Origin of the sequence: Fibrobacter sp. (genome assembly GCF_017551775.1) — a bacterium.
Taxonomy (GTDB): Bacteria; Fibrobacterota; Fibrobacteria; order Fibrobacterales; family Fibrobacteraceae; genus Fibrobacter.
This window is the reverse complement of sequence record NZ_JAFZKX010000070.1, coordinates 1-19,859: the sequence shown is the minus strand read 5'-3', so window position 1 is coordinate 19,859 and position 19,859 is coordinate 1. Positions and strand designations below refer to the sequence as shown.

Annotated in this window: 23 protein-coding genes; 15 read left to right on the top strand and 8 right to left on the bottom strand. The window is 55.7% G+C overall.

Annotated elements, in window-relative coordinates; genetic code table 11:
- Window positions 1-9: 9 nt before the first annotated feature.
- The gene (locus IK012_RS08180; RefSeq protein ID WP_290952966.1) at window positions 10-660 is read right to left on the bottom strand and encodes a deoxynucleoside kinase; all 651 of its coding nucleotides are present in this window, start codon (window positions 658-660) and stop codon (window positions 10-12) included.
- Window positions 660-1,169 carry a 2-amino-4-hydroxy-6-hydroxymethyldihydropteridine diphosphokinase gene (gene folK / locus IK012_RS08175; protein ID WP_290952964.1) on the bottom strand — a complete coding sequence of 170 codons (510 nt, stop codon included), beginning with the start codon at window positions 1,167-1,169 and terminating at the stop codon, window positions 660-662. The genes IK012_RS08180 and folK overlap by 1 nt, the downstream gene beginning before the upstream one ends.
- A gap of 241 nt (window positions 1,170-1,410) precedes the next feature.
- Here folK and rho point away from each other — a divergent pair, with 241 nt between their 5' ends.
- The 3 genes from rho (at window position 1,411) to IK012_RS08160 (ending at window position 5,619) form a co-directional block, all read left to right on the top strand.
- The gene (gene rho, locus IK012_RS08170) at window positions 1,411-3,339 is read left to right on the top strand and encodes a transcription termination factor Rho (RefSeq protein ID WP_367273786.1); all 1,929 of its coding nucleotides are present in this window, start codon (window positions 1,411-1,413) and stop codon (window positions 3,337-3,339) included.
- A gap of 23 nt (window positions 3,340-3,362) precedes the next feature.
- Window positions 3,363-4,169: a pyrroline-5-carboxylate reductase gene (proC, locus tag IK012_RS08165; protein ID WP_173383621.1), complete on the top strand. Its 807-nt coding sequence runs from the start codon at window positions 3,363-3,365 to the stop codon at window positions 4,167-4,169.
- Window positions 4,170-4,296: 127 nt separating this feature from the next.
- Window positions 4,297-5,619, top strand: a complete 1,323-nt coding sequence (locus IK012_RS08160; RefSeq protein WP_290952959.1) for a sigma-54-dependent Fis family transcriptional regulator — start codon at window positions 4,297-4,299, stop codon at window positions 5,617-5,619.
- On the opposite strand, the gene IK012_RS08155 is transcribed toward IK012_RS08160, so the two are convergent.
- Genes IK012_RS08155 through IK012_RS08145 form a run of 3 tightly spaced genes read right to left on the bottom strand, consistent with a single transcriptional unit; the run spans window position 5,616 to window position 7,965 of the window.
- The gene (locus IK012_RS08155) at window positions 5,616-6,347 is read right to left on the bottom strand and encodes an ABC transporter ATP-binding protein (RefSeq protein WP_290952956.1); all 732 of its coding nucleotides are present in this window, start codon (window positions 6,345-6,347) and stop codon (window positions 5,616-5,618) included. The genes IK012_RS08160 and IK012_RS08155 overlap by 4 nt on opposite strands.
- A complete protein-coding gene (locus tag IK012_RS08150; RefSeq protein WP_290952953.1) occupies window positions 6,344-7,327 on the bottom strand; it encodes an iron ABC transporter permease in 984 nt (327 codons plus the stop codon). Before IK012_RS08150 ends, IK012_RS08155 begins: the two co-directional genes overlap by 4 nt.
- Window positions 7,328-7,335: 8 nt before the next feature.
- The gene (locus IK012_RS08145) at window positions 7,336-7,965 is read right to left on the bottom strand and encodes a hypothetical protein (RefSeq protein WP_173379865.1); all 630 of its coding nucleotides are present in this window, start codon (window positions 7,963-7,965) and stop codon (window positions 7,336-7,338) included.
- 246 nt (window positions 7,966-8,211) lie between these two features.
- On the opposite strand from IK012_RS08145, the gene nspC reads away from it, so the two are divergent.
- Both nspC and tsaE read left to right on the top strand, forming a co-directional pair.
- Window positions 8,212-9,339 carry a carboxynorspermidine decarboxylase gene (gene nspC, locus IK012_RS08140; protein ID WP_173379866.1) on the top strand — a complete coding sequence of 376 codons (1,128 nt, stop codon included), beginning with the start codon at window positions 8,212-8,214 and terminating at the stop codon, window positions 9,337-9,339.
- A gap of 73 nt (window positions 9,340-9,412) precedes the next feature.
- Window positions 9,413-9,835: a tRNA (adenosine(37)-N6)-threonylcarbamoyltransferase complex ATPase subunit type 1 TsaE gene (gene tsaE, locus IK012_RS08135; RefSeq protein ID WP_290952947.1), complete on the top strand. Its 423-nt coding sequence runs from the start codon at window positions 9,413-9,415 to the stop codon at window positions 9,833-9,835.
- On the opposite strand, the gene IK012_RS08130 is transcribed toward tsaE, so the two are convergent.
- Window positions 9,832-10,596: a hypothetical protein gene (locus IK012_RS08130; RefSeq protein WP_290952944.1), complete on the bottom strand. Its 765-nt coding sequence runs from the start codon at window positions 10,594-10,596 to the stop codon at window positions 9,832-9,834. The two genes, tsaE and IK012_RS08130, sit on opposite strands and share 4 nt — an antisense overlap.
- Window positions 10,597-10,746: 150 nt before the next feature.
- Here IK012_RS08130 and IK012_RS08125 point away from each other — a divergent pair, with 150 nt between their 5' ends.
- The 10 genes from IK012_RS08125 to IK012_RS08080 all read left to right on the top strand — a co-directional run bounded on the left by IK012_RS08125 (window position 10,747) and on the right by IK012_RS08080 (window position 18,208).
- On the top strand, window positions 10,747-11,310 hold the full coding sequence (locus tag IK012_RS08125) for a manganese efflux pump MntP family protein (RefSeq protein WP_290952941.1): 564 nt from the start codon (window positions 10,747-10,749) through the stop codon (window positions 11,308-11,310).
- A 73-nt stretch (window positions 11,311-11,383) separates the two neighbouring features.
- Window positions 11,384-11,863 carry a Fur family transcriptional regulator gene (locus tag IK012_RS08120; protein ID WP_290952938.1) on the top strand — a complete coding sequence of 160 codons (480 nt, stop codon included), beginning with the start codon at window positions 11,384-11,386 and terminating at the stop codon, window positions 11,861-11,863.
- Complete coding sequence (locus tag IK012_RS08115) at window positions 11,856-12,122, top strand: hypothetical protein (protein ID WP_290952934.1); 267 nt, start codon at window positions 11,856-11,858, stop codon at window positions 12,120-12,122. The genes IK012_RS08120 and IK012_RS08115 overlap by 8 nt, the downstream gene beginning before the upstream one ends.
- Window positions 12,123-12,253: 131 nt before the next feature.
- Window positions 12,254-13,294 carry a metal ABC transporter substrate-binding protein gene (locus IK012_RS08110; RefSeq protein WP_290952931.1) on the top strand — a complete coding sequence of 347 codons (1,041 nt, stop codon included), beginning with the start codon at window positions 12,254-12,256 and terminating at the stop codon, window positions 13,292-13,294.
- Window positions 13,295-13,367: 73 nt separating this feature from the next.
- Window positions 13,368-14,024, top strand: a complete 657-nt coding sequence (locus tag IK012_RS08105; protein ID WP_290952928.1) for a metal ABC transporter ATP-binding protein — start codon at window positions 13,368-13,370, stop codon at window positions 14,022-14,024.
- Between the two features lies 1 nt (window position 14,025).
- Entirely contained in the window at window positions 14,026-14,877 is an 852-nt protein-coding gene (locus IK012_RS08100) for a metal ABC transporter permease (RefSeq protein WP_290952926.1), read from the top strand.
- Between the two features lies 1 nt (window position 14,878).
- Window positions 14,879-15,310 (top strand): hypothetical protein, encoded by a 432-nt coding sequence (locus tag IK012_RS08095; RefSeq protein WP_173379410.1) that lies wholly within the window; start codon window positions 14,879-14,881, stop codon window positions 15,308-15,310.
- Between the two features lie 7 nt (window positions 15,311-15,317).
- Complete coding sequence (locus tag IK012_RS08090; RefSeq protein ID WP_290952921.1) at window positions 15,318-15,584, top strand: hypothetical protein; 267 nt, start codon at window positions 15,318-15,320, stop codon at window positions 15,582-15,584.
- A 148-nt stretch (window positions 15,585-15,732) separates the two neighbouring features.
- Window positions 15,733-16,248, top strand: a complete 516-nt coding sequence (locus IK012_RS08085; RefSeq protein ID WP_173379409.1) for a hypothetical protein — start codon at window positions 15,733-15,735, stop codon at window positions 16,246-16,248.
- Window positions 16,238-18,208: a TonB-dependent receptor gene (locus IK012_RS08080; protein ID WP_290952916.1), complete on the top strand. Its 1,971-nt coding sequence runs from the start codon at window positions 16,238-16,240 to the stop codon at window positions 18,206-18,208. The genes IK012_RS08085 and IK012_RS08080 overlap by 11 nt, the downstream gene beginning before the upstream one ends.
- A 12-nt stretch (window positions 18,209-18,220) precedes the next feature.
- Here IK012_RS08080 and IK012_RS08075 read toward each other — a convergent pair whose 3' ends face one another.
- Together IK012_RS08075 and IK012_RS08070 are read right to left on the bottom strand one after the other, a co-directional pair.
- On the bottom strand, window positions 18,221-19,189 hold the full coding sequence (locus tag IK012_RS08075) for a hypothetical protein (protein WP_290952913.1): 969 nt from the start codon (window positions 19,187-19,189) through the stop codon (window positions 18,221-18,223).
- 145 nt (window positions 19,190-19,334) lie between these two features.
- A partial coding sequence (locus tag IK012_RS08070) for a succinate dehydrogenase/fumarate reductase iron-sulfur subunit (RefSeq protein ID WP_290952910.1) occupies window positions 19,335-19,859 on the bottom strand: 525 nt, incomplete at its 5' end.

The window sequence follows — 19,859 nt, the reverse complement described above, 5'->3', positions numbered from 1 at the left end:
ATGACCTTCTTAATTACCTTCTGGAACAAAATAAGTCGTTTGGCGGGGACACGCCTCGATGGCGTCGAGCACGAGTTTCAAGTGATTCTCGTTGTGGACGAAATCGATGTGGTCCGTATTGATGATAAGGACGGGCGCATGCGGGTAGTGCCAGAAATGCAGGTCGTAACGGGCCTGTAGATCTTTCAGATAGCTGCCTTCGATGGCCTTTTCCATCGAACGGCCGCGGCTCTTGATGCGCGAAAGGAGAGTGGGGACACTCGCCTGCAAATACACAACCATGTCCGGCCTCGGGATTTCGTGTTCGATGGCCTTCGAAACCTGCTCGTACATGGCGAACTCACTGTCCGAAAGGTTCTGCGCCGCAAAAATGGCATCCTTGTCGAACGTGTAGTCGCTCACGAGCAAGTCGTGGAACAAGTCGCTCTGGAGTGCGGAATGCTGCAACTGCTTGTGACGCTCCAGCAAAAAGAACAACTGGGTCTGGAACGCATAGGGTTCGGGATTCTCGTAAAACTTTTCGAGGAACGGGTTGTCCTGGTAATTCTCCTCTATGCAGAGGGCATTCCAGCGCTCGGCGATGATACGCGCAAGCGAGGTCTTGCCGACCCCGATGACCCCTTCGATAGCGAGAAAATGTACACCTTTGTCCGTAAGCATTAGGGTTCCTCCGCTGTGATGGTACGGAATTCGATCTTCCCTTCCTTCTGGAGAAGCTGCGAAAGCAAATCCTTCATGGTGGTGTTGCTGAGCGGGTCCACCCAGTCGGGGGCGATGTCGTTCAGCGGGACGAGCACGAACTGGCGGTTCGGGATTTCGACATGCGGGATCGTCGGCCTGCCCGCCAATACCCTGTTGCCGAAATAAAGCAGGTCGAGGTCTATCTCGCGGGAATTCCAGTGTCCGCGGGGCTTGCGTCCGAGCACGAGTTCGGCGCCCTTGAGGTAATGCAGCAAACGCTTCGGATCGCCGTCGTACCAGAAACTTACGACCTGATTGAAATACGGACCCTGCCCTTCCGGTCCTACCGGAGGAGTTTCATAAATAGGGCTTTCCATCCAGCCGCCCGAGGAAATGCGCGAAAGCATATCCCTTCCTTCGGCAAGCCTACGGGAACGCGGAGCCAGATTACTACCCAATGCGATAAAAACGCGGTCTAATGAATCCACGCCGTTAATATAGCATTTTTCATCGTGCGGCTATTCCGTTCGAATACCCCGTGAATAAAAATGCGTTTGGAGACACGTTTTTTTGACAAAGTGAGATTAATTTTGTATTTTATGAACGATTCCAAGGGAATCCTTATTTTCAATATCATAAATAAATCGAAGGGATTTTTTCTTTATTCCCTTTCCCCATTTTTCAACAACACAAGTTTTTTCACCCAACATACTTTCAAAGGAACGAAACGTGCCTAGACAAAAAAAAGTTCAAGACGAACCGCAGCTCCTTTCCGATAGCATTGACCTGAACGCATCGATAGATTATGAAAAATTAGGCGACCTCGCCAAGCCCATTCCCGGCGTAGACACAGCCGATTCCGCGCGCAAGCGCCGCGGCCGCCCCAAGAAACAGGCAAACGAAGAAGCCGAACAGAACGAAGCACCCAGGGCAGAAGCCGCTCCCGCCGAAGCACAGAACGGCAACGAAGACGCAGCGCCCGCCCCGAAGGCCGAAAAAAACAACGCCAAGAGATTCGAAGACAAGCAGAACGAGGCACGCCAGTCCGAGGCGCAGCCCGAAGCCAAGAGCGAAGCGAAGCCCGAAAACGCAGGTGACGCGAACGCCCAGGCCGCCGGCGCGGAAGGTGCCGCCGCAAATGCGGGCAACGGCCAGAACAACCAGCAGAACAACGGACAGAACGGCGGAAAGTTCAACAACAATAACGGCAACAACGGGAACTTCAACAACAACGGCAAGTTCAACAAGTTCAACAAGAACAACAAGTTCAAGAACCGCCACAACAGGAACCTCCCGCAAGACGACTTTATCGACGAGAGCATCCAGCTGCCTCCCCCGCCTCCCGAAGTCGTGGCGGCCGCGAAGGCCAAGTGGCGCGAACTGCGCGGCCTCCCGATGTTCGAACTCCAGCAGCGCGCCGAAGAACTCGGCATCGAGGACTACAAGCGCATGCGCAAGCAGGCGCTCGTGTACAGCATCCTTTCTTCTACCGGTGGCGAAGAAACCCCCATCTACACGGAAGGCGTGCTCGAAATTATCCCGGAAGGCGGCCACGGATTCCTCCGTAACCCCGACCACAACTACCTCGCGGGCCCCGACGATATTTATATCAGCAGGAACATCATCCGCCGCTACGACCTCAAGATGGGCGACACCATCACGGGCCAGGTGCGCCAGCCGCGCGAAGGCGAAAAGTACTTCGCCCTCATGCGCATCGACACGGTGAACTTCGAAGCGCCCGAGAAGACGAAACGTCGCGTGGCATTCGAATACCTCACTCCCATCCACCCGATCGAGAAGCTCAATCTGGAATGGAAGAAGGACGAGTTCAGCACCCGTATCATGAATTTGTTCACACCCATCGGCAAGGGCCAGCGCAGCATTATCCTCGCTCCCCCGCGTACCGGTAAGACGGTTTTGCTCCAGAACGTGACGCAGGCGCTCACCGTGAACCACCCCGAGGTGAAGCTCATGGTGCTCCTGATTGACGAACGTCCTGAAGAAGTGACCGAAATGAGGAAGCTCATCGACCGACTCAAGAACGACGCGGCCAACGCCGGCAAGAACATCCAGGCCGAAGTGCTCGCCTCCACGTTCGACGAGCCGCCCGAGCGCCACATCAAGGTGGCCGACATGGTCCTCGAAAAGGCCAAGCGCCTCGTGGAACACGGCAACGACGTGGTGATTTTGCTCGACTCCATCACGCGTTTCGCCCGTGCGAACAACGTCGTCATCCCGCATTCCGGCAAGATCTTGAGCGGCGGCGTGGATGCGAACGCCATGCAGCGCCCCAAGCGCTTCTTCGGTGCAGCACGTAAAATCGAGAACGGCGGCTCCCTCACCATCATCGGTACGGCCCTCATCGAAACCGGCAGCCGCATGGACGAAGTGATTTTCGAAGAATTCAAGGGTACGGGCAACATGGAACTCGTGCTCGACCGCCGCATCGCCGAAAAGCGCATCTGGCCGGCCATCGATATCTTCAAGTCCGGCACCCGCAAGGAAGAACTGCTTCTTTCCGACGAGGAACTGCGCCGCGTCTGGGTGCTGCGCCGCTACCTGCAGGATATGACCACCGTCGAAATCATGGAATTCATGCGCGACAAGCTCAAGCTGTTTGAGACGAACCGCGACTTCCTCACCTCGATGAACGGATAATTTTAGGAAAAAAGGAAAACAAAATGAACCAGAAAATTTTCTTCGCGGGCACGGGCAACATGGGAGGCGCTATCCTCCGCGGGCTCCTGAACGCCAAAGTTGACCCCAAGTCCATCTTCTTCTTCGACCCGAACGACGCTGCCGCTGAAGCGGTCGTGAAACTCGGCTGCGTACGCGTGAAAAACTTCGCCGAAGGCGTCAAGAAGGCCGACATCACCTTCCTCTGCGTGAAGCCGCAGATTTTCAAGCTGGTCGCTACCGAATGGAAGAACGCCGTCAAGGTAATCAAGGGTACGAAGACCTTCGTGAGCATCATGGCGGGTGTCGCCCGCAAGAACTTGACCGAAGTGCTCGGCGCCAAGAACCAGGTGCTCCGCGTGATGCCTAACCTGCCGCTCACTGTCGGCAAGGGCACCGTGGCGCTCGCCACGGACGGCGTCAACGAGGCCACCCTCAAGGCCGCCGAAGAAATCTTCGGGAACATCGGTGTCACCTGCCGCGTCGCAGAAAGCCTCATGGACGCCGTCACCGGACTTTCCGGTAGTGCCCCCGCCTACGTGTTCGAGTTCATCGAAGGCCTCACCCGCGGCGGCGTGAAGGCCGGCCTTACCCGCGATGTGGCCCTCAAGCTCGCCCTCGGTACCATCGAAGGCAGCGTCGAACTCGTGAAGCAGTCGGGCAAGAGCCCGAGCGACCTCTGCGCGATGGTCTGCTCGCCCGCCGGTACCACGATTGCAGGCGTCGACGCCCTCGAAGAAGGCGCCTTCCGCTCGAGCCTCATCAAGGCCGTTGTCGCTGGCACGGAACGCTCTAAGGAATTAGGAAAGTAGTTACTGGGCACCTACGGTGCAGTTACTAGTTAGTAGTTACTAGTTACTAGAATTTCTATTATCAAGAAGTTTCTTGCTATCAGGATACAAAGAACTAGAACTCTAAACTAGAAACTCAGAACTAATAATGCAATCTATCGATTTTTTCACAAAAGAAACAGACACGTCCTCGTTCATCCTGGACGTTCTTTCTTCCGTGGACTACTCGGTAGAGACGCATAGCGACGCCACCCCGCGAAATCAAATCGCGTCAATCGTCATCTGGGACCTGGATTCATTCAAGGGCGAAAGTGTCGCCGCGCTCGCCCGCGTGCGTACGCTCGCCCCCGACGCGATGGTCCTCGCCTACGCCGAAAATCCGGAAGCGTACGCGGAAATTCCCGGAAACCTCTACGACATCCTGCTCTCGGTGGAAGCCCTGCGCCTGCACCTGATGAGCAAGATTTCGAAACTCAAGGAAATCCAGAGCGCGCGCCGCATATTCACCGAACGCATGAGCCACCTCGTGGGCAAAAGCGAGTCGATGAAGAAACTCCGCAAGATGGTGGAGCGCGCCATCCTGCACACAGGCCCGGTGCTCATCCAGGGCGAATCGGGCGTCGGCAAGGATCTCGTGGCCCGCGCCATCGCCTGCATGTACGACAAGTTCGTGGTCGTAAACTGCAGCGCCATACCCGACACGCTTTTCGAAAGCGAGCTCTTCGGGCATACGCGCGGCGCGTTCACCGGAGCGCAGAACGAACGCATCGGGCTGTTCGAAGACGCGAACGGCGGCGCAATATTCCTAGACGAAATCGGCGACATGCCCCTGCACGCCCAGGTGAAACTGCTGCGCGTCATCCAGAACCATGAAATCCGCCCGATAGGCGCCAACAAGACCAGGCATATCGACGTGCGCATCATCGCGGCGACAAACCGCGACCTGCGCGAAGAAATCCGCGAAAAACGCTTCCGCGAAGACCTTTTCTACCGCCTGAACGTCATCCCGGTGGCGCTTTCGCCCCTGCGCGAGCGCAAAGAGGATGTCGAAGACTTGGCAAACTACTTTATCCGCCAGTACGCGCCCGCGGGCGAACCTTACACGCTTTCGCCCGACGCCCTCAAGAAGCTCGAAGCGCACGACTGGCCCGGTAACATCCGCGAACTGGAAAACGTCATCCAGCGCACGCTGTGCTTCACCGACCCCGGCACGATTACTGCAGACGACCTGCAAATCGGGGAACCGGCCTCGCACCCGCAACACCAAGGCCAAGGCACGCCTAGTTCCGAAATTAAAAGCTACGCCCAGTTCCAGGAAATGCAGCAAGAAGAGGAACGCGAATTCCTCAAGGCGAAAATTCGCGAATGCGACGGCTCCATCAGCCTCGCCGCCGAACGGCTCGGCCTGTTACGTACGACTCTGTACAACAGGCTTTCGCGCCTCGGCATCGATGTCAAGAAAATCCGCTAGTCGGCGCAGGCCCAGTCCAGCAGGCCATCGGCAAGTGCATTGCCGGCAGGCGACACGCGTACGCGCCCGCCATTCACGACCATAATGCGGTCGGCATATTTTTCGGCATACTCTATGGAATGCGTCGACACCACGACGCCCATCTTGCGGGACGCGGCTAGTTCCCTCAAGGTACGGAACAGCGCATGGCTTCGCGGGATATCCAAGAACGCATTCGGTTCGTCGAGGAGCATCACGTCCACCTGCTGGGCCACGGCCTCGGCAAGGTACACGCGGGTCCGTTCACCGTCGCTCAGTTCCGCGACCGGACGCTTCGCAAATCGCGTCACGTCCAAGAGCGCCATGGCCTCGTCGATAACGCGTTCGTCCTCCAAACTCCGGCCATCGAGAATTCCCGAATACGGCGTGCGGCCGAGGCTCACGAATTCCCGCACCGTCATGCGGTCGGGAGGCTGCACGCCCATGCGCACGAGCGACACCTTCTTCGACAAATCGAGCAGGTTCCATCCCGCCGCACGGTCATAAACATCCTTTCCGCAAATTTCGACCTTTCCCGCAAGCGGCGGCAACAGTCCGGCAAAGACCTTCAACAGGGTGCTCTTGCCGCAACCGTTCTCGCCCATAAGCGCAACGACCTCGCCCGCCTCCAGGCCGAAATCAAACGCGGCAGCAAATGCATTTTCGATGCCCGCATAGCCGAACTGCAAACCGGACGCTTCAAGAATCATAGAGCCCTCCCGCCACGGTTTCCGTGCAAGAGTACATACAAAATAACAGGAACGCCGATGATGCTCAGGACCGCGTTGAGAGGAATGGACACGGGGAACAGTCCCGCGGCAAGCGCAAGCAGGGCGCCGCACAGCGAAGCCGCAGGCAAGAGCACGCGGTGGTTCGTCGTCCGGAAAAGCATGAAGGCCAAATGCGGAACGGCGATGCCGATGAATGCCACCGGGCCACAGTACGCGGTCGCCGCTCCGGCAAGCAAGCTCGAACCGAGCAGCACGCAGATGCGGGAAGGCCCGACGCGGACGCCGAGCCCGCGGGCGAAGTCGTCGCCCATGTGGATCGCGTTCAGGTAACGCATAGAGCAAACCACCAGTGCAAGCCCGACCAAAACCGAGACCGCGAATCCGGGAACGGCGCCGAGCGTGAGGCGCCCGAAACTCCCGAGTCCCCACGACACATAGACCTGCAAGCTTTCCGCATCGGCGCCCGACACGAGAACGTTCACGAGCGCGTTCACGAAATAACCGACGAGGAGTCCCGCCACAAGGAGCACGGAACTGTTCCTGAACCTCGAGGCGAGGATGAGTATGATTTGCGTAACAAGCACGGCACCTGCGGCAGCGGCACCCAAGACGCCGAGGGCGCCGAAACCGAAGCCCGCAAGAAGCGCGACCGCCACCCCTAGACTGGCCCCGCTGCTGATGCCCAAAACATAAGGCCCGCAGAGCGGGTTACGGAAAACGGTCTGCAGGCAGAGGCCCGAGACCGAAAGCGCGACGCCCGCAAGCACCGCGGCCACGGCACGCGGGAAGCGCAGCTCCCATAAAATCTTGGTGTGGAAAGGTTCCGCCTCATCCGGCGAGAATACTGCCAGTGCCAGATCGCGCAGCGAGACATCCACCGGACCGGACACCAAAGTCCACGCAAAAAACACCAGAACGCCCAGGAGGACAATTCCGAAGCAAAGCACGGTGCGTCTCATACGCGACCTTATTTCTTCTTGTTTTTCGACTTATCCTTCTTCCGCAATTCTTCGGAAGCTTTCTTGTCGCGGATGTAGTATTCCGGAGGAACGTTGTCGAAACCCTGGAGGGCGTTCAACCAGTTATCGTTCAGGTCGCGGAACTCGAGCTTCTTCAAGTTGTAGCGAAGAGAATCGCCAGTAACCTTGAAGGTCACGTAGTCCCAACGGATGACCTGACGGTCACGGAACACTTCACGGCTCACCATGGAGGTGTCGTTATCGAAACGGTAGCGGGCCTTGTAGGCATACTCGCCCGTCATCTGGTAACGGCCGGAGTCGGAGTAGGTGCGGGTAACACCATAAAGGGTGTCGTTCATGCCGAACGTGAGTTCAGCGTCACGGAACGCATGGCCATGAGCCACGATCGGAGTGCGCCACACGCCGTAGACCAGTTCCTTGACCTTCTTCTGGAAGACCGTGTCGACCTTCCAGTGGTCGAAGTTGCTCTTGTCGTACTTGGCACGCTGGACGTACTTGCCCGCCTGGATCATCTTGCGAACGCTGTCGGCTTTCGCCTTGGCGATGCTGTCCGCATTGGCCTTCGGGACGTTGGACTGGTTTGTACGGTCGAGGGAGTCCAGCTTGTGCTGAATCATCTCATCGAGAGTTGCCTGAGAGCCTCGCGGAGCAACGACGGAGTCAACCGCCGGCTGCTGGGTAGACTGTGCAAAAGAGATCCCTGCGAAAGCGAGGGATATAAACGCTGCGAAAAAACACTTGTGTATAGACAAAATCATCGTCTTAAATTTAGTTAAAGGTTTTAAAAAAAAGCCAGCATAGTCTAAAAAACGACAAAAAAATGCATACTACACAAAATTAGGCAACAATTTTATATTTGTCGCATGCTCGATTACACCCAAATCCCCAGTCCATGCTTCGTCCTGGACGAAAAAAGACTCGTCAAAAACATGGAAATTCTGGACGAAATCCAGAAAAAGACCGGAGTTCACATAATTTGCGCCCTCAAGGGGTACAGTTTCTGGAGGTCGTTCCCCCTCATCGGGAAGTACCTCCGTGGGGCGACCGCATCGAGCCTGAACGAGGCCAGACTTGCACGCGAGGAGATGGATAAAGAAGTCCACGTTTTCGCGCCCGTCTATTCCGACGACGAAATCGACGAAATCCTTTCGCTGGCCGACCATATCAGTTTCAACAGCTTCAGCCAGTGGGTGCGCTTCAAGGACAAGACACTCAAGGCGGGGGTCAGCGCCGGCATCCGCGTAAACCCCGAGTTCTCGACGGTCGAGACCGACCTGTACAACCCGTGCGGCAAGTTCTCGAGGCTCGGAGTCACCGAAAAAGAATTCAAACCGGAACTCTTGGACGGGATTGAGGGACTGCACTTCCATGCCCTGTGCGAGCAGGACGCCGACGCGCTGGAAGGCGTGCTTACGGCCTTCGAGAAGCATTTCGGCAAGTACATCGACCAGATGAAGTGGGTGAACTTCGGCGGCGGGCACCACATTACGCGCAAGGATTACCACAGGGACGAGCTCGTGCGCATCCTGAAAGGGTTCATGCAGAGGCACCCTGGGGTGCAAGTCATCATGGAACCGGGAGAGGCCGTCGGGTGGCAGACGGGCGAACTTGTGGCCACGGTCGAAGACATCGTGCACAACGAAGTGGACATCGCGGTCCTGAACGTCTCGGTCAGCGCGCACATGCCCGACTGCCTCGAAATGCCCTACAGGCCCATGGTTACGGGGTCCGGCATGCCCGGCGAAAAGAAGTTTACATACAAATTAACAGGATGTTCCTGCCTGGCCGGGGACCAGCTCGGGGACTTCTCGTTCGACGAACCGCTTAAGGTCGGCGACCGCGTCATCTTCGAAGACATGATCCACTATACCATGGTGAAGACGACTTTCTTCAACGGGGTGCGCCACCCGAGCATCGGCAAGTTCGACCTGGACGGCAAATTCCACCTGCTGCACAAGTTCACCTACGAGCAGTTCAAGGACAAACTTTAATAATTGATGATTGATAATTGATGATGGATAATGATGTTGCGGGTAGCAGGATGTTTATTGCGGGAAAGAAGCAATGAGGTTCAACAGCGAAGAAGAGACATACAACTGGGCCGTTGAATTCGGCAAGTCGCTCAAGGCGGGCGACATGGTTGCGCTATACGGCAACCTCGGAGCCGGCAAGACGGTGATGAGCCGCGGCATCTGCAAGGGGCTCGGCTTCGACGGCGCCGTCTGCTCCCCCACCTACACCATTCTGCACGAATACCCGAACGACCCGACCATTTTCCACTTCGACCTGTACCGCCTCGAACCCGGAACGGAACTTTACGAAGTCGGGTTCGACCACGACTACCTCGCGAAGGGAATCAGCCTAATAGAATGGCCCGAACGCCTCGAGGGCGAAACGGGCGACATAACGCACAAGATTAGCATCGAAATCGTATCGGAGAACGAGCGCGAAGTGACGCTTGAAAAGTTCGACAGGCTTCAGGGCTAGAACGCGATCTTCAAGCCCACCGTGAACATGCCGACCTGTCCCCAGCCGAATTCCGCAAAGCCGGATACGGGCGTCCCCAGTTCAATACCCAGTATCGCGCCGTTGAACATGTACATCGCGCCTTCGGACCAGATTATAACGCCCACTCCCAAATACGAATACAATCTGATATATTTAAAATTCAGATAATTCACTTTGAATCTCGGGATAATCGAAACCACGGGTTTCTTCCCGACAGTCGTATAATCGACCATGAGGCCGGTTTCTAACAAGTAAAAGAACTCGTAGCCATAGCTAATGGAATAAGCGAGGACACCCTCATCCGCATCCCCACCGTCCACATCCTTGGCGAACATATCGATCAAGGCGGTCACCGGGAAAAAGCCAACAAAAAAGCTGACATTGTGGCGACGTTTCCGCCAAGCCTCCTTCCAGGATTCCTTCTTTTCGGGCTTAGGCTCTACCGCCTGCGCGTCGTCATTGGTAACAACCGGCGCGTCCGCAGGATCAGCCGGAGCGTTTTCGACGTAGAAGACCTGCTGGGTACCCTCCGGTATGGCCTCCCCGTCGGTCACCGTCTGGACTTCATAGTAGACAGGCTGCCCGCCATCTGCCGCAGGCACCATCAAATACTGAACACCGTTTTGTTCGACCAGGGTTCCCTGCACCGCATTTTCGGCAGACCCGGTATTTTCGGCCTGGGCAAACGCCATGGAACAGGCGAGCAACAAGGCCATCGGCAGAATGCAATACTGTTTCATAGGGTACCTCCGCTTTTTTAATAAAATAAGCTTTTTTGTCGTCAAAAGCCCCAAAAGAGGCCAAAAGAAGCCGAAAACGTGATAAAAACAACATCCGGCACCCGTTTTTTTTCTATTTTTGCGCACGCAAGATAAAAAAAACGCTGAAAAATGGGCATCATAGAAATAATAATAGTCGCAATCGTCGAAGCCATGGACTGCTTCGCGGTCGCCATCGCCACGGGGCTCTCCAAGTCGGGCATCCGTTATAGCCGGGCAATGCTCCAGGCAGTCAGTTTCGGCGTTTTCCAGGGCGGCATGACGCTCATCGGGTACTTTCTCGGGAGTTTCGCCGAACGCTGGTTCAGTTCTGTAGCCACGCCCATCGCCTGCACCATCCTCTGCGTCCTCGGGCTCCGCATGATATGGGGCGCCGTACGCGGGGACGCCGGAGAAAAGGAAGGTGAAGAAATTGCGGCCAAGAACCTCACCATAACAAACATCCTGCTCCTCTCGGTCGCGACAAGCATCGACGCCTTCGCCGTAGGAATCTCCTTCGCCTTCATAAACGCGAACATGGTGCTCGCCACCTCCGCAATCGCATTTGCAAGTTTCGCCATGGGCGTTATCGGGTACGAAATCGGCCGGCATACCGCCAAGCGCTTCAAGACGAAAATTCCCGAAATTTTCGCGGGCGTAATCCTCATCGGCATCGGCGTAAAAATGCTGTTTTAGCCGTTTTTCACCCGAAACGGGCCATCCGCCGCATTGACGCGGCGGCTTTTTTATGCTATATTTGAATTTGCGAATGAATTGCAAATTCGTTCCGGGAGGGACAGTCCGGTTCATTCGCAGAGGCGAAATGGAATACAAGACTCAGACTAGGCAAGTCATCATGGACTACATGGTCGAAAATCCTGACCGGATTTTCAAGGCGTCCGATATCGCCAAGAACCTTCCCTCCGTCTCGCTGAGCACCATCTACCGCAACCTCTCCCGCCTCGAAAAAGCGGGCCTCGTGCAAATCGTCGGCGCGGAGGAGAACAAGGAACTCCAGTACCGCTACACGGGACCGGGCAGGTGCCAGGCGAAAATGCACATGGTCTGCAAAATTTGCGGCAAGTTTTTCCATCTCGACGGTCCGGCACTCAAGATGCTGCTCCTCTCCGTCCAGCGCATCAAGGGATTCGAACTGGACCAGCAGCAATCGGTTCTGCTCGGCCGCTGCGCCGAATGTTCCATCGCCACAAAGAAGCCCCAACCGCGGAGGCGCATGCGCCATGGTTAAGGCATTGTTCGGCAGATTGCTGGTGGTACTCGCATCGCTTTACGTGTCGCGGCACCTGGAACACCATTGCCATGGCGAACACTGCCATGTTTGCCACCACATACACCGCTGCCTCGAGCTTATTTCGGTTTGCATGGAACTGGTCGTCGAGCCTTTCGAGCTCGCCCTGAGCGGAGTCTTCTTCAGGCTACCCCGCGTCAAGTTCCCGGAAACGCGGACCTCCACCCTCGTTTCGCAAAAAGTCCTGTTGCTGAATTGATGTGCGCCGCCCCAAGACGACGAGCGGCTCCAAGCCGCGAACCAACATCAACAACATTTGTCCATGAGGACAAGGGACTTTACATGAAAAAAATTGCATTCCTTGCATTTTTGATTTTTGGGGCAGCGTTTATGCTGTCCGCTTGCGGGACGGAATCCGGAAAGAAGGATTCTTCCCAGAAAAAGATTTCCATCGTCGCGACCATCTACCCGCAATACGACTGGATCAAGAACATTTTGGGCGAGCGCATAAACGACGTGGATCTGAAACTGCTCATCAAGAACGGCACCGATTTGCACAGCTACAAGCCGTCTGCCCAGGACATCGCGACCATCGCCAAGGCCGACCTCGTTGTTTACGTGGGCGGAGAATCCGACGAATGGATCGAGAAAGCGCTTGCGGCAACCCCGAAAGATGGGCGTATTGCGTTGAACCTGATGAAGGCTCTCGGCGACCACGTCAAGAAAGAAGAAATCGTGGAAGGCATGCAGGCTGAGGAGCACCACCACGAACATGGCGAAGAGGCCGAAGAGCATGAACACGAACATCATGAACATGCCGAAAAGCACGAAGACGAGCACCATGAGCACGCCGAAGGACACCATCATCACGATGAAGAGGAAGAGATGGAAAACGACGAGCACATCTGGCTTTCGCTGGTAGCGGCCAAATACCTGGTTGGCGTGGACATCGTCAAAGCCCTGGTCAAAATCGACACCGCAAATGCCGAAACATACAGAACGAACGCAACCGACTATACCGTCAAGCTGAACGAAATTGACGACGAATATGCCGATGCCGTTGGCGAGGCGACCCACCAAACTATCCTGTTCGGCGACCGTTTCCCGTTTCGCTATCTGGTGGATGATTACGGTATTAAGTATTATGCCGCGTTTGTTGGGTGTTCCGCCGAGAGCGAGGCGAGCTTTGAGACGGTTGCGTTCCTTGCGGGGAAGATGGATTCTCTACAACTGCCCGCCATTCTCACCATTGAAGGAAGCGACACGAAAATCGCCCGCACCGTCCTCGAAGCGAGCAAGAACTCCAAAGGAGCCGAAATCCTGACGCTCAATTCGATGCAGTCGGTGACGGACGACCAGATAAAAGCCGGCGTCAGTTACCTGTCCATTATGCGGTCAAATCTTGAAATTCTGAAAAAGGCATTAAAATAAAACATCGCTTCGGCAGGCTCAGCGACCTTACGCAAAGTTCCCTGAGCCAGCCCGAAGGGAATCTCTATATAATATGAACGAACTAATCCCTCTGATCAAATGCCGCCAGCTGACCCTCGGCTACGGAAGCAAGGACCTAATCCGCGATATGGACTACGAAGTGAACGTGGAGGATTACCTCTGCATCATCGGCCGCAACGGATCCGGCAAGACGACGTTCCTCCGCGGAATCGCCGGCCTGCTTTCGCCCAAATCGGGCAGCATCGAGTTCTGCGATGGCCTGAAGCGCAGTGAAATCGGTTACCTGCCACAGATGACGGTAGTTCAGAAGGATTTTCCGGCATCTGTCGAAGAGATCGTGCTGTCGGCATTCCAAGGCAAGCACCGCCTGCTCCCGTTTTATGGACGGGCCCAGCGGGACCGCGCCATGGAATGCATGGCGCTGACCCGCACCGAAAGTTTGCGCAAGTCGTGCTTCCGCGAACTTTCGGGGGGGCAAAAGCAGCGCGTGCTTTTGGCCCGGGCCCTCTGTGCCGCAGAGCGTCTGCTCCTCCTCGATGAACCCGTCACCGGCCTCGATCCCGAATCTTCGGAAACGATGTACCGCGTCATCAAGGACCTGCACAAGAAGGGAATGACCATCGTGATGGTGACCCACGACGTGGATTCCGCCCTGGGCGACGCCACTCGCGTCATGAACTTCGACCAGATTTCCGTGAAGGGGAAATAACATGCCGGAACTTATCGAAAAGCTCTCGTTCTATATGGACTTTCCCTTCGTGCGCTATGCGATTATCGTGGGCGTGCTCGTTTCACTCTGTTCGTCGCTCCTGGGCGTGACGCTCGTACTCAAGCGCTACTCCTATATCGGTGACGGCCTTTCGCACGTGGCCTTCGGCGCGCTCGCCATCGCATCGGTGTTGAAGCTTTCGAACAACATGCTGCTGATTCTGCCCGTGACCATAGCCGTCGCCGTACTGCTGCTCTGCACCGGGAAAAACGCACGCATCAAGGGTGACGCCGCAGTCGCCATGGTGTCGGTCGGGGCGCTCGCCATCGGTTATCTGCTGATGAACATTTTCTCGACGTCGGCGAACATCTCGGGCGACGTTTGCACCACGCTTTTCGGTTCCACATCGATTCTCACTTTGAAGGCGGAAGAAGTCTACCTGTGCATCGTACTTTCTTGCATAGTCATCTTCTGCTTTATACTGTTCTACAACAAGATATTCACCATCACCTTCGACGAGAATTTCGCACGCGCCACGGGCGTCAACACCACGATTTTCAACCTGTTAATCGCGGTCATCGTTGCCGTCATCATCGTGCTCGCCATGAACCTTGTGGGCGCCCTCCTGGTGTCGGCCCTCGTGGTTTTCCCGGCGCTTTCGGCCATGCGTACATTCAAGAGTTTCTTCTCGGTGACAATCGCGGCAGCGACCATCTCGGTAATCTGCTCGCTCATCGGCATCGTGATTGCCATTCTCGCAGGGACCCCCGTGGGTTCCACCATCGTGGCGGCGGATATCGTAGCATTCGGCCTGTTCTATTTGATAGGCATTGCACGAAACGGCGGTAACTAGATTGTACAAACATATCCAAGCCAAGGCAATCGCATTCCTGGCTATTTTCGCACTTGCAGCGCAGACTTTCGCGAGGCCCGTAGATATCGACCTCACCCGCATGAGCGGCACCATGGTCTATGCGCAGGTTTACCAAATGGTAATGCATCCCGGCAAATACGTCGGGAAGCGCATCAAGATGAAAGGCGTCTTTTCGAGTTACTACGACGACGCCACCAAAACGCGGTTCTTCGGTTGCGTTATCGCGGATGCGCTCGCCTGCTGTTCGCAGGGGCTCGCGTTCGAGCTCGAGAAACCCCATAAGTACCCAGACGAATTCCCCGACGAAGGCACCGAAATCACCATTACCGGCGACTTCGACTATGTCGTGGAAGAGGGGGAAGAGGACATCTCCTACCCCATCATCCGCAAAGCCAAAATGACAAACGAGTAATTCCGCAGTGAAACTTTTCAAGACCATAATCGTATCGCTCATGGTCGCGGGCCTCCTGGCCATCGCGCAGCACCATCACGACGATTTTGACGAGCATGACGAATGCCCGGTCTGCGCGCTGGTGCAGGACGGTCTTGAATTCAACGACTTCACGCCGCAAGTTACCGTATTTTGGGCGGTGCTCTTCGTCCTCACGGGCGCATGCGGCACCCGCAGGGCGGATTCCCATTTTAATCTTTACAGGCCGCGCGGGCCTCCGGCATTTTTCGCCTAGCCTGCAAAAACTTCAATCGCAACATCCTGCTTTTTGCCTCGCGAAAAACCGCAAGGCGTTTTAACCGCGTTATCCGCCACGACATTTGCGGATAGGCTTGTTGCCTGTAAACTGCCGCCATACGACGGCAAACCAAAAGAGTATTAAAATGAAAATGATCAAGACAATCTCCCTTGCCCTCCTCGGCATTGTCCTTTGCGCGTTCTTCTCCGCATGCGGTGACAAGAACAGCGTCTCTACCGAACAGCACGAACATTTCGAAGTCGAAGGCTGGAACCTCTACTGGTCCGAATGGGATCTCGCCTACAGCGTGTACCGCGGCAAGGCCGATACGAGCCTCAAAGCGCTCCACGTGAACGCGAACTGCATGAGCGAACACATCCACGTGAAATTCCTGGACGAGAACAAGAAAGAAGTGGCCGGCCCGAAGGATGACGAACATTCCCTCGGCTGGGATGTCGGCGACAAGAAGATTCTCGACATCCACTGGGAAGGCGGCTGGGGATTCCACCTCAAGGGACTCAAGGAAGGCGAAACGACGCTTATCTTGAAGGTGAACCACCACGACCATGCCGACGCACGCACGCCTGAAATTCGCGTCGTCGTAGACAAGGCCCTGAAGGCGGAAGAATGCCCCTTCCAGGAAGACGAAGATGAAGACTAGCCTTTTGAAGGTAGCCATAGGGAGCCTCCTTTCGGGAGGCTTCCTTCCTTTTGCTTTTGCACAGGAATTCATACAGGATTTGGGAAGTTCTACGGTCGAAGCCGAAATCCAGACGCAGACACTGATGGAAGGCTTGCGCGAAGACGACGATTTGAAAGACGGAAAACTGGAACGCGAAATTTCGACGACAATAGCAGAGACTATCCGGAACGAGCCCGACGTGGCGATACGTTCCATGGGGCCCGCGGCGGCGCGGCCCGTAATCAAGGGACTTTCGGGGAGCCACGTGGAAGTGACGGAAGACGGCTCCATCAGCGGCGACATGAGCGCCACATCGCCCGACCATGCCGTGGCATCGGAAGTCTTGACGGCACAGAAACTCCGCGTACTGCGCGGGCCGCACATTTTGTTGCATTCCTATTCTGCCGCGGGTGGCGTGGTGCAGGTGGAACGCAAGGACATCCCCTTCAGCGATTCGCTTTTTCACGGTTACGTGACGTGGTATGCAGAAAGCGGACAACCGGGATACGCGACTGCCGTAGGCGCAAACGCCTATGCGATGGGGCTCTCGGTCAAGGGGGAACTTTCGGGGCGACGCATGTGCGACATGCAGACGCCGGACGGCAAGCTCAAAAACACGCAAATCGAAAACGGCAGCGGCGCCGTGGGAGCCGCTTACGGAATCGGACAATTCCGGCTGGGAGCATCTTACCGCTGGTTCGACAGCGACTATGGCATTCCCGGAGGTTTTATCGGAGGCCACCCGAACGGGGTGGACATCAGTTTATGGAAACACGACCTGACCCTGCGCGGGCTCTACCTGCCATCGGGCGCAATGCACGATACCTTGGACGTGACTTTACGTATCAACCGCTACCATCACAAGGAATTCGAGGGGGAAACCGTGGGGGCCGAGTTCGCCGTGAATCAAGAGGATCTCCGTCTGGAAAAGATCATGGCGAATCTTGGCCCCCTTTTCGGCGTGCGCATCGGGGCGGAATTCGACTCCCGTTCGGTCGAGATGGGCGGCTACGTATTCACGCCACCGACCCGCTCGTACGGGGCCTCGCTTTTCGCGATTGCAAGCGCGGGTGGGTGGCGCGGCCTCGAGATGACTTTCTCAGGAAGGTTCGGAGGAGCGTTTTTCCGCCCGCGCGAAAGCGTCGTCGCCGACAAGGACGCGATAGAAGACCGCAATTTCGCATTGTGGGCGCTCGAAGCGGAATTTTCGCAGAGGGTCGGCGTCGGCAAATTCTTGACGCTTGACGTATTCAGGACGACGCGGGCCCCCACCATCGAGGAACTTTACAACCAGGGACCGCATCTGGCGGCCTACACCTACGAACGCGGAAATCACAAGCTCGACGCAGAAAGCGGGTATGGCGCGGAAATAGAATACCGCTCCTACGGGGAACTGCTTTCGTGGCGAGCGGCCGCGCACGGCACGTGGTTCTTGAACCACCTCGCCCCGCGAGCATCCGGGGACACAAACTGGTCACAACTCCTGCCCATATACCAAGTGCGGGGCGACGAGGCCCTGCTCTTTGGCGCGAGCGCCTCGGTACAGACAGTCGCAGAGCTGGGCCTCCGTGCCTCCGCGGCGGCGAGCTACGTGCGCGGTATTTTCCGCGACGGGGACTGGGGCGACATGCCGCAGATTCCCCCGTTCAAGTTCCACGGTGAGTTGGGCTACATCTGGGAACACCTGCAAGCCTCCGCCTACTGTGACTTCGCGCTCGCGCAGAACTTCGTAGACCTTTACGAAGAGCCGACTCCCGGTTATTTCACCACGGGAGCCGTGCTAGAAATCCGCTGGGAGCTCGCACTTGCGAAATACAGCCTCGTATTCCGCGCCGACAACATTTTCGACGCCGATGTACGCAACCACCTTTCGCGCCTGAAATCCGTAATGCCCGAAAAGGGGCGCAATTTCAGCGCTATGGCACGAGTACAATTCTAGGCGGGCATGGAGCTACAGTCCAGCAAGGCACTCGCCAAATTCGCGGGCGCCCTTTGCAAACACGACTGTTCCCCGGATGTACAGCGAATCCTGGAAATCGCGTTCTTCGTCATAGTTGCGCAAGCCGTCCGTGGTCAGGTCCTTGCAATTATCCTTCGTGACATTCACCTGCCGTTCTTCGTAAGAACAACCCTTGTCTCCAGAGGTCAGGCTGACAGCAAGCGTGTAGTCCAACGAATCTCGTTCGGCTTTCGTCACCTTGAACACAAATTCCTTGTCTTTCATCTTGAATTTCTTTTCAGTTTTAGACGATTCCAAAACCTCAATGTCAAGCATTTCTTCATCATTCTTTATATAAGACTCTTGTGCAGGTTCTAACAGGTCTTTGAGCGAAACAGTCCCTCCCACAATCTCGCCGTTCTGAATGGAACCATAAAGGTAATGCACAAACATCGAATTCATGTAATCGTCATTTTTGAAATAAGCCGGTTTATATACGACTTCTTCTTGGAACTTATTTTCCGAAATAGTCAGAATCGTTTCACTATACTGTTCATCGAATTCGCGAATATCATCGTCGAGGCAAAGCAGCTTGCCATTGTATTCGCCACATTCAAGTTTCTTCCACTTGCCGTAAATTTTTTCGGTAGAACCGCCAATGTAATAGTGCGGATCGTCAGTATTGCCGTTGAAATAGACGACAAGGGTGTCGCCGCGGGTTTCATAGATGGACGGATCCATTTCGTCGTATGACGGATAGGAAAGTTCACTCCACGTAAAGGCGCCTTTGTTCAAAACACAATACGCTTTGGTCGTGGCTTCCGTTCTGATCATAATCACATGATTGTCTTTATCGACATTCACATATTGAAATCCGCTGTTTTCGGAATATCCCTCGTTTTCGTTGACGCTAGAGCCGTCATCGCTAGAACACGCATAAAAAACGGCAGCAGAAACAAGCAAACAAATAAAATACCTCATTTTTATCTCCTTCATAATATTCTTTGAGATGTTTATAAAGATAGTTTATAATTTGTCAAAAAAAAAAGGCCGCATTGCTGCGGTCCTTTTTTAATGCCTTGGATCCTATCGGGGCTTCGCCCCTCCAGGATGACAATGCCGGAAATTAATCCTTTCCGTAAACCTTTTCGGCGTAGGTAACAGTAGCGCCGAGGTATTCGCGGTTCATCTTGGCGATGTAATCCACGGTGATACCCTTCGGGCATGCAGCCTGGCATTCGTAAAGGTTCGTGCAGTTGCCGAATCCTTCCTTGTCCATCTGGGCGACCATGGCGAGCACGCGCTTCTTGGCTTCGACCTTGCCCTGCGGCAAGAAGCTGAGGTGAGAAACCTTAGCAGAGACGAAGAGCATTGCAGAAGCGTTCTTACAGGCGGCCACGCAGGCACCACAACCGATACAGGCGGCAGCGTCGAAGGCGCGGTCGGCATCAGCCTTGGGCACGGGAATCGTGGAAGCTTCGGGAGCAGCACCGGTGTTGACGGAAACAAAGCCGCCAGCGGCGATGATGCGGTCGAAAGCGGTACGGTCGACGGCGCAGTCACGGATAACCGGGAATGCGGCGGCGCGCCACGGTTCGATCACGATGGTGTCGCCATCCTTGAACTTGCGCATGTGCAGCTGGCAAGTGGT

Bases quoted from the DNA above. Each gene is read 5' to 3' on its own strand.
- IK012_RS08180 (WP_290952966.1), bottom strand. From the start codon at position 660: ATGCTTACGGACAAAGGTGTACATTTTCTCGCTATCGAAGGGGTCATC.
- proC (WP_173383621.1), top strand. From the start codon at position 3,363: ATGAACCAGAAAATTTTCTTCGCGGGCACGGGCAACATGGGAGGCGCT.
- IK012_RS08160 (WP_290952959.1), top strand. From the start codon at position 4,297: ATGCAATCTATCGATTTTTTCACAAAAGAAACAGACACGTCCTCGTTC.
- IK012_RS08155 (WP_290952956.1), bottom strand. From the start codon at position 6,347: ATGATTCTTGAAGCGTCCGGTTTGCAGTTCGGCTATGCGGGCATCGAA.
- IK012_RS08150 (WP_290952953.1), bottom strand. From the start codon at position 7,327: ATGAGACGCACCGTGCTTTGCTTCGGAATTGTCCTCCTGGGCGTTCTG.
- IK012_RS08145 (WP_173379865.1), bottom strand. From the start codon at position 7,965: ATGATTCAGCACAAGCTGGACTCCCTCGACCGTACAAACCAGTCCAAC.
- nspC (WP_173379866.1), top strand. From the start codon at position 8,212: ATGCTCGATTACACCCAAATCCCCAGTCCATGCTTCGTCCTGGACGAA.
- tsaE (WP_290952947.1), top strand. From the start codon at position 9,413: ATGAGGTTCAACAGCGAAGAAGAGACATACAACTGGGCCGTTGAATTC.
- IK012_RS08130 (WP_290952944.1), bottom strand. From the start codon at position 10,596: ATGAAACAGTATTGCATTCTGCCGATGGCCTTGTTGCTCGCCTGTTCC.
- IK012_RS08125 (WP_290952941.1), top strand. From the start codon at position 10,747: ATGGGCATCATAGAAATAATAATAGTCGCAATCGTCGAAGCCATGGAC.
- IK012_RS08120 (WP_290952938.1), top strand. From the start codon at position 11,384: ATGAATTGCAAATTCGTTCCGGGAGGGACAGTCCGGTTCATTCGCAGA.
- IK012_RS08115 (WP_290952934.1), top strand. From the start codon at position 11,856: ATGGTTAAGGCATTGTTCGGCAGATTGCTGGTGGTACTCGCATCGCTT.
- IK012_RS08110 (WP_290952931.1), top strand. From the start codon at position 12,254: ATGCTGTCCGCTTGCGGGACGGAATCCGGAAAGAAGGATTCTTCCCAG.
- IK012_RS08105 (WP_290952928.1), top strand. From the start codon at position 13,368: ATGAACGAACTAATCCCTCTGATCAAATGCCGCCAGCTGACCCTCGGC.
- IK012_RS08100 (WP_290952926.1), top strand. From the start codon at position 14,026: ATGCCGGAACTTATCGAAAAGCTCTCGTTCTATATGGACTTTCCCTTC.
- IK012_RS08085 (WP_173379409.1), top strand. From the start codon at position 15,733: ATGAAAATGATCAAGACAATCTCCCTTGCCCTCCTCGGCATTGTCCTT.
- IK012_RS08080 (WP_290952916.1), top strand. From the start codon at position 16,238: ATGAAGACTAGCCTTTTGAAGGTAGCCATAGGGAGCCTCCTTTCGGGA.
- IK012_RS08075 (WP_290952913.1), bottom strand. From the start codon at position 19,189: ATGAGGTATTTTATTTGTTTGCTTGTTTCTGCTGCCGTTTTTTATGCG.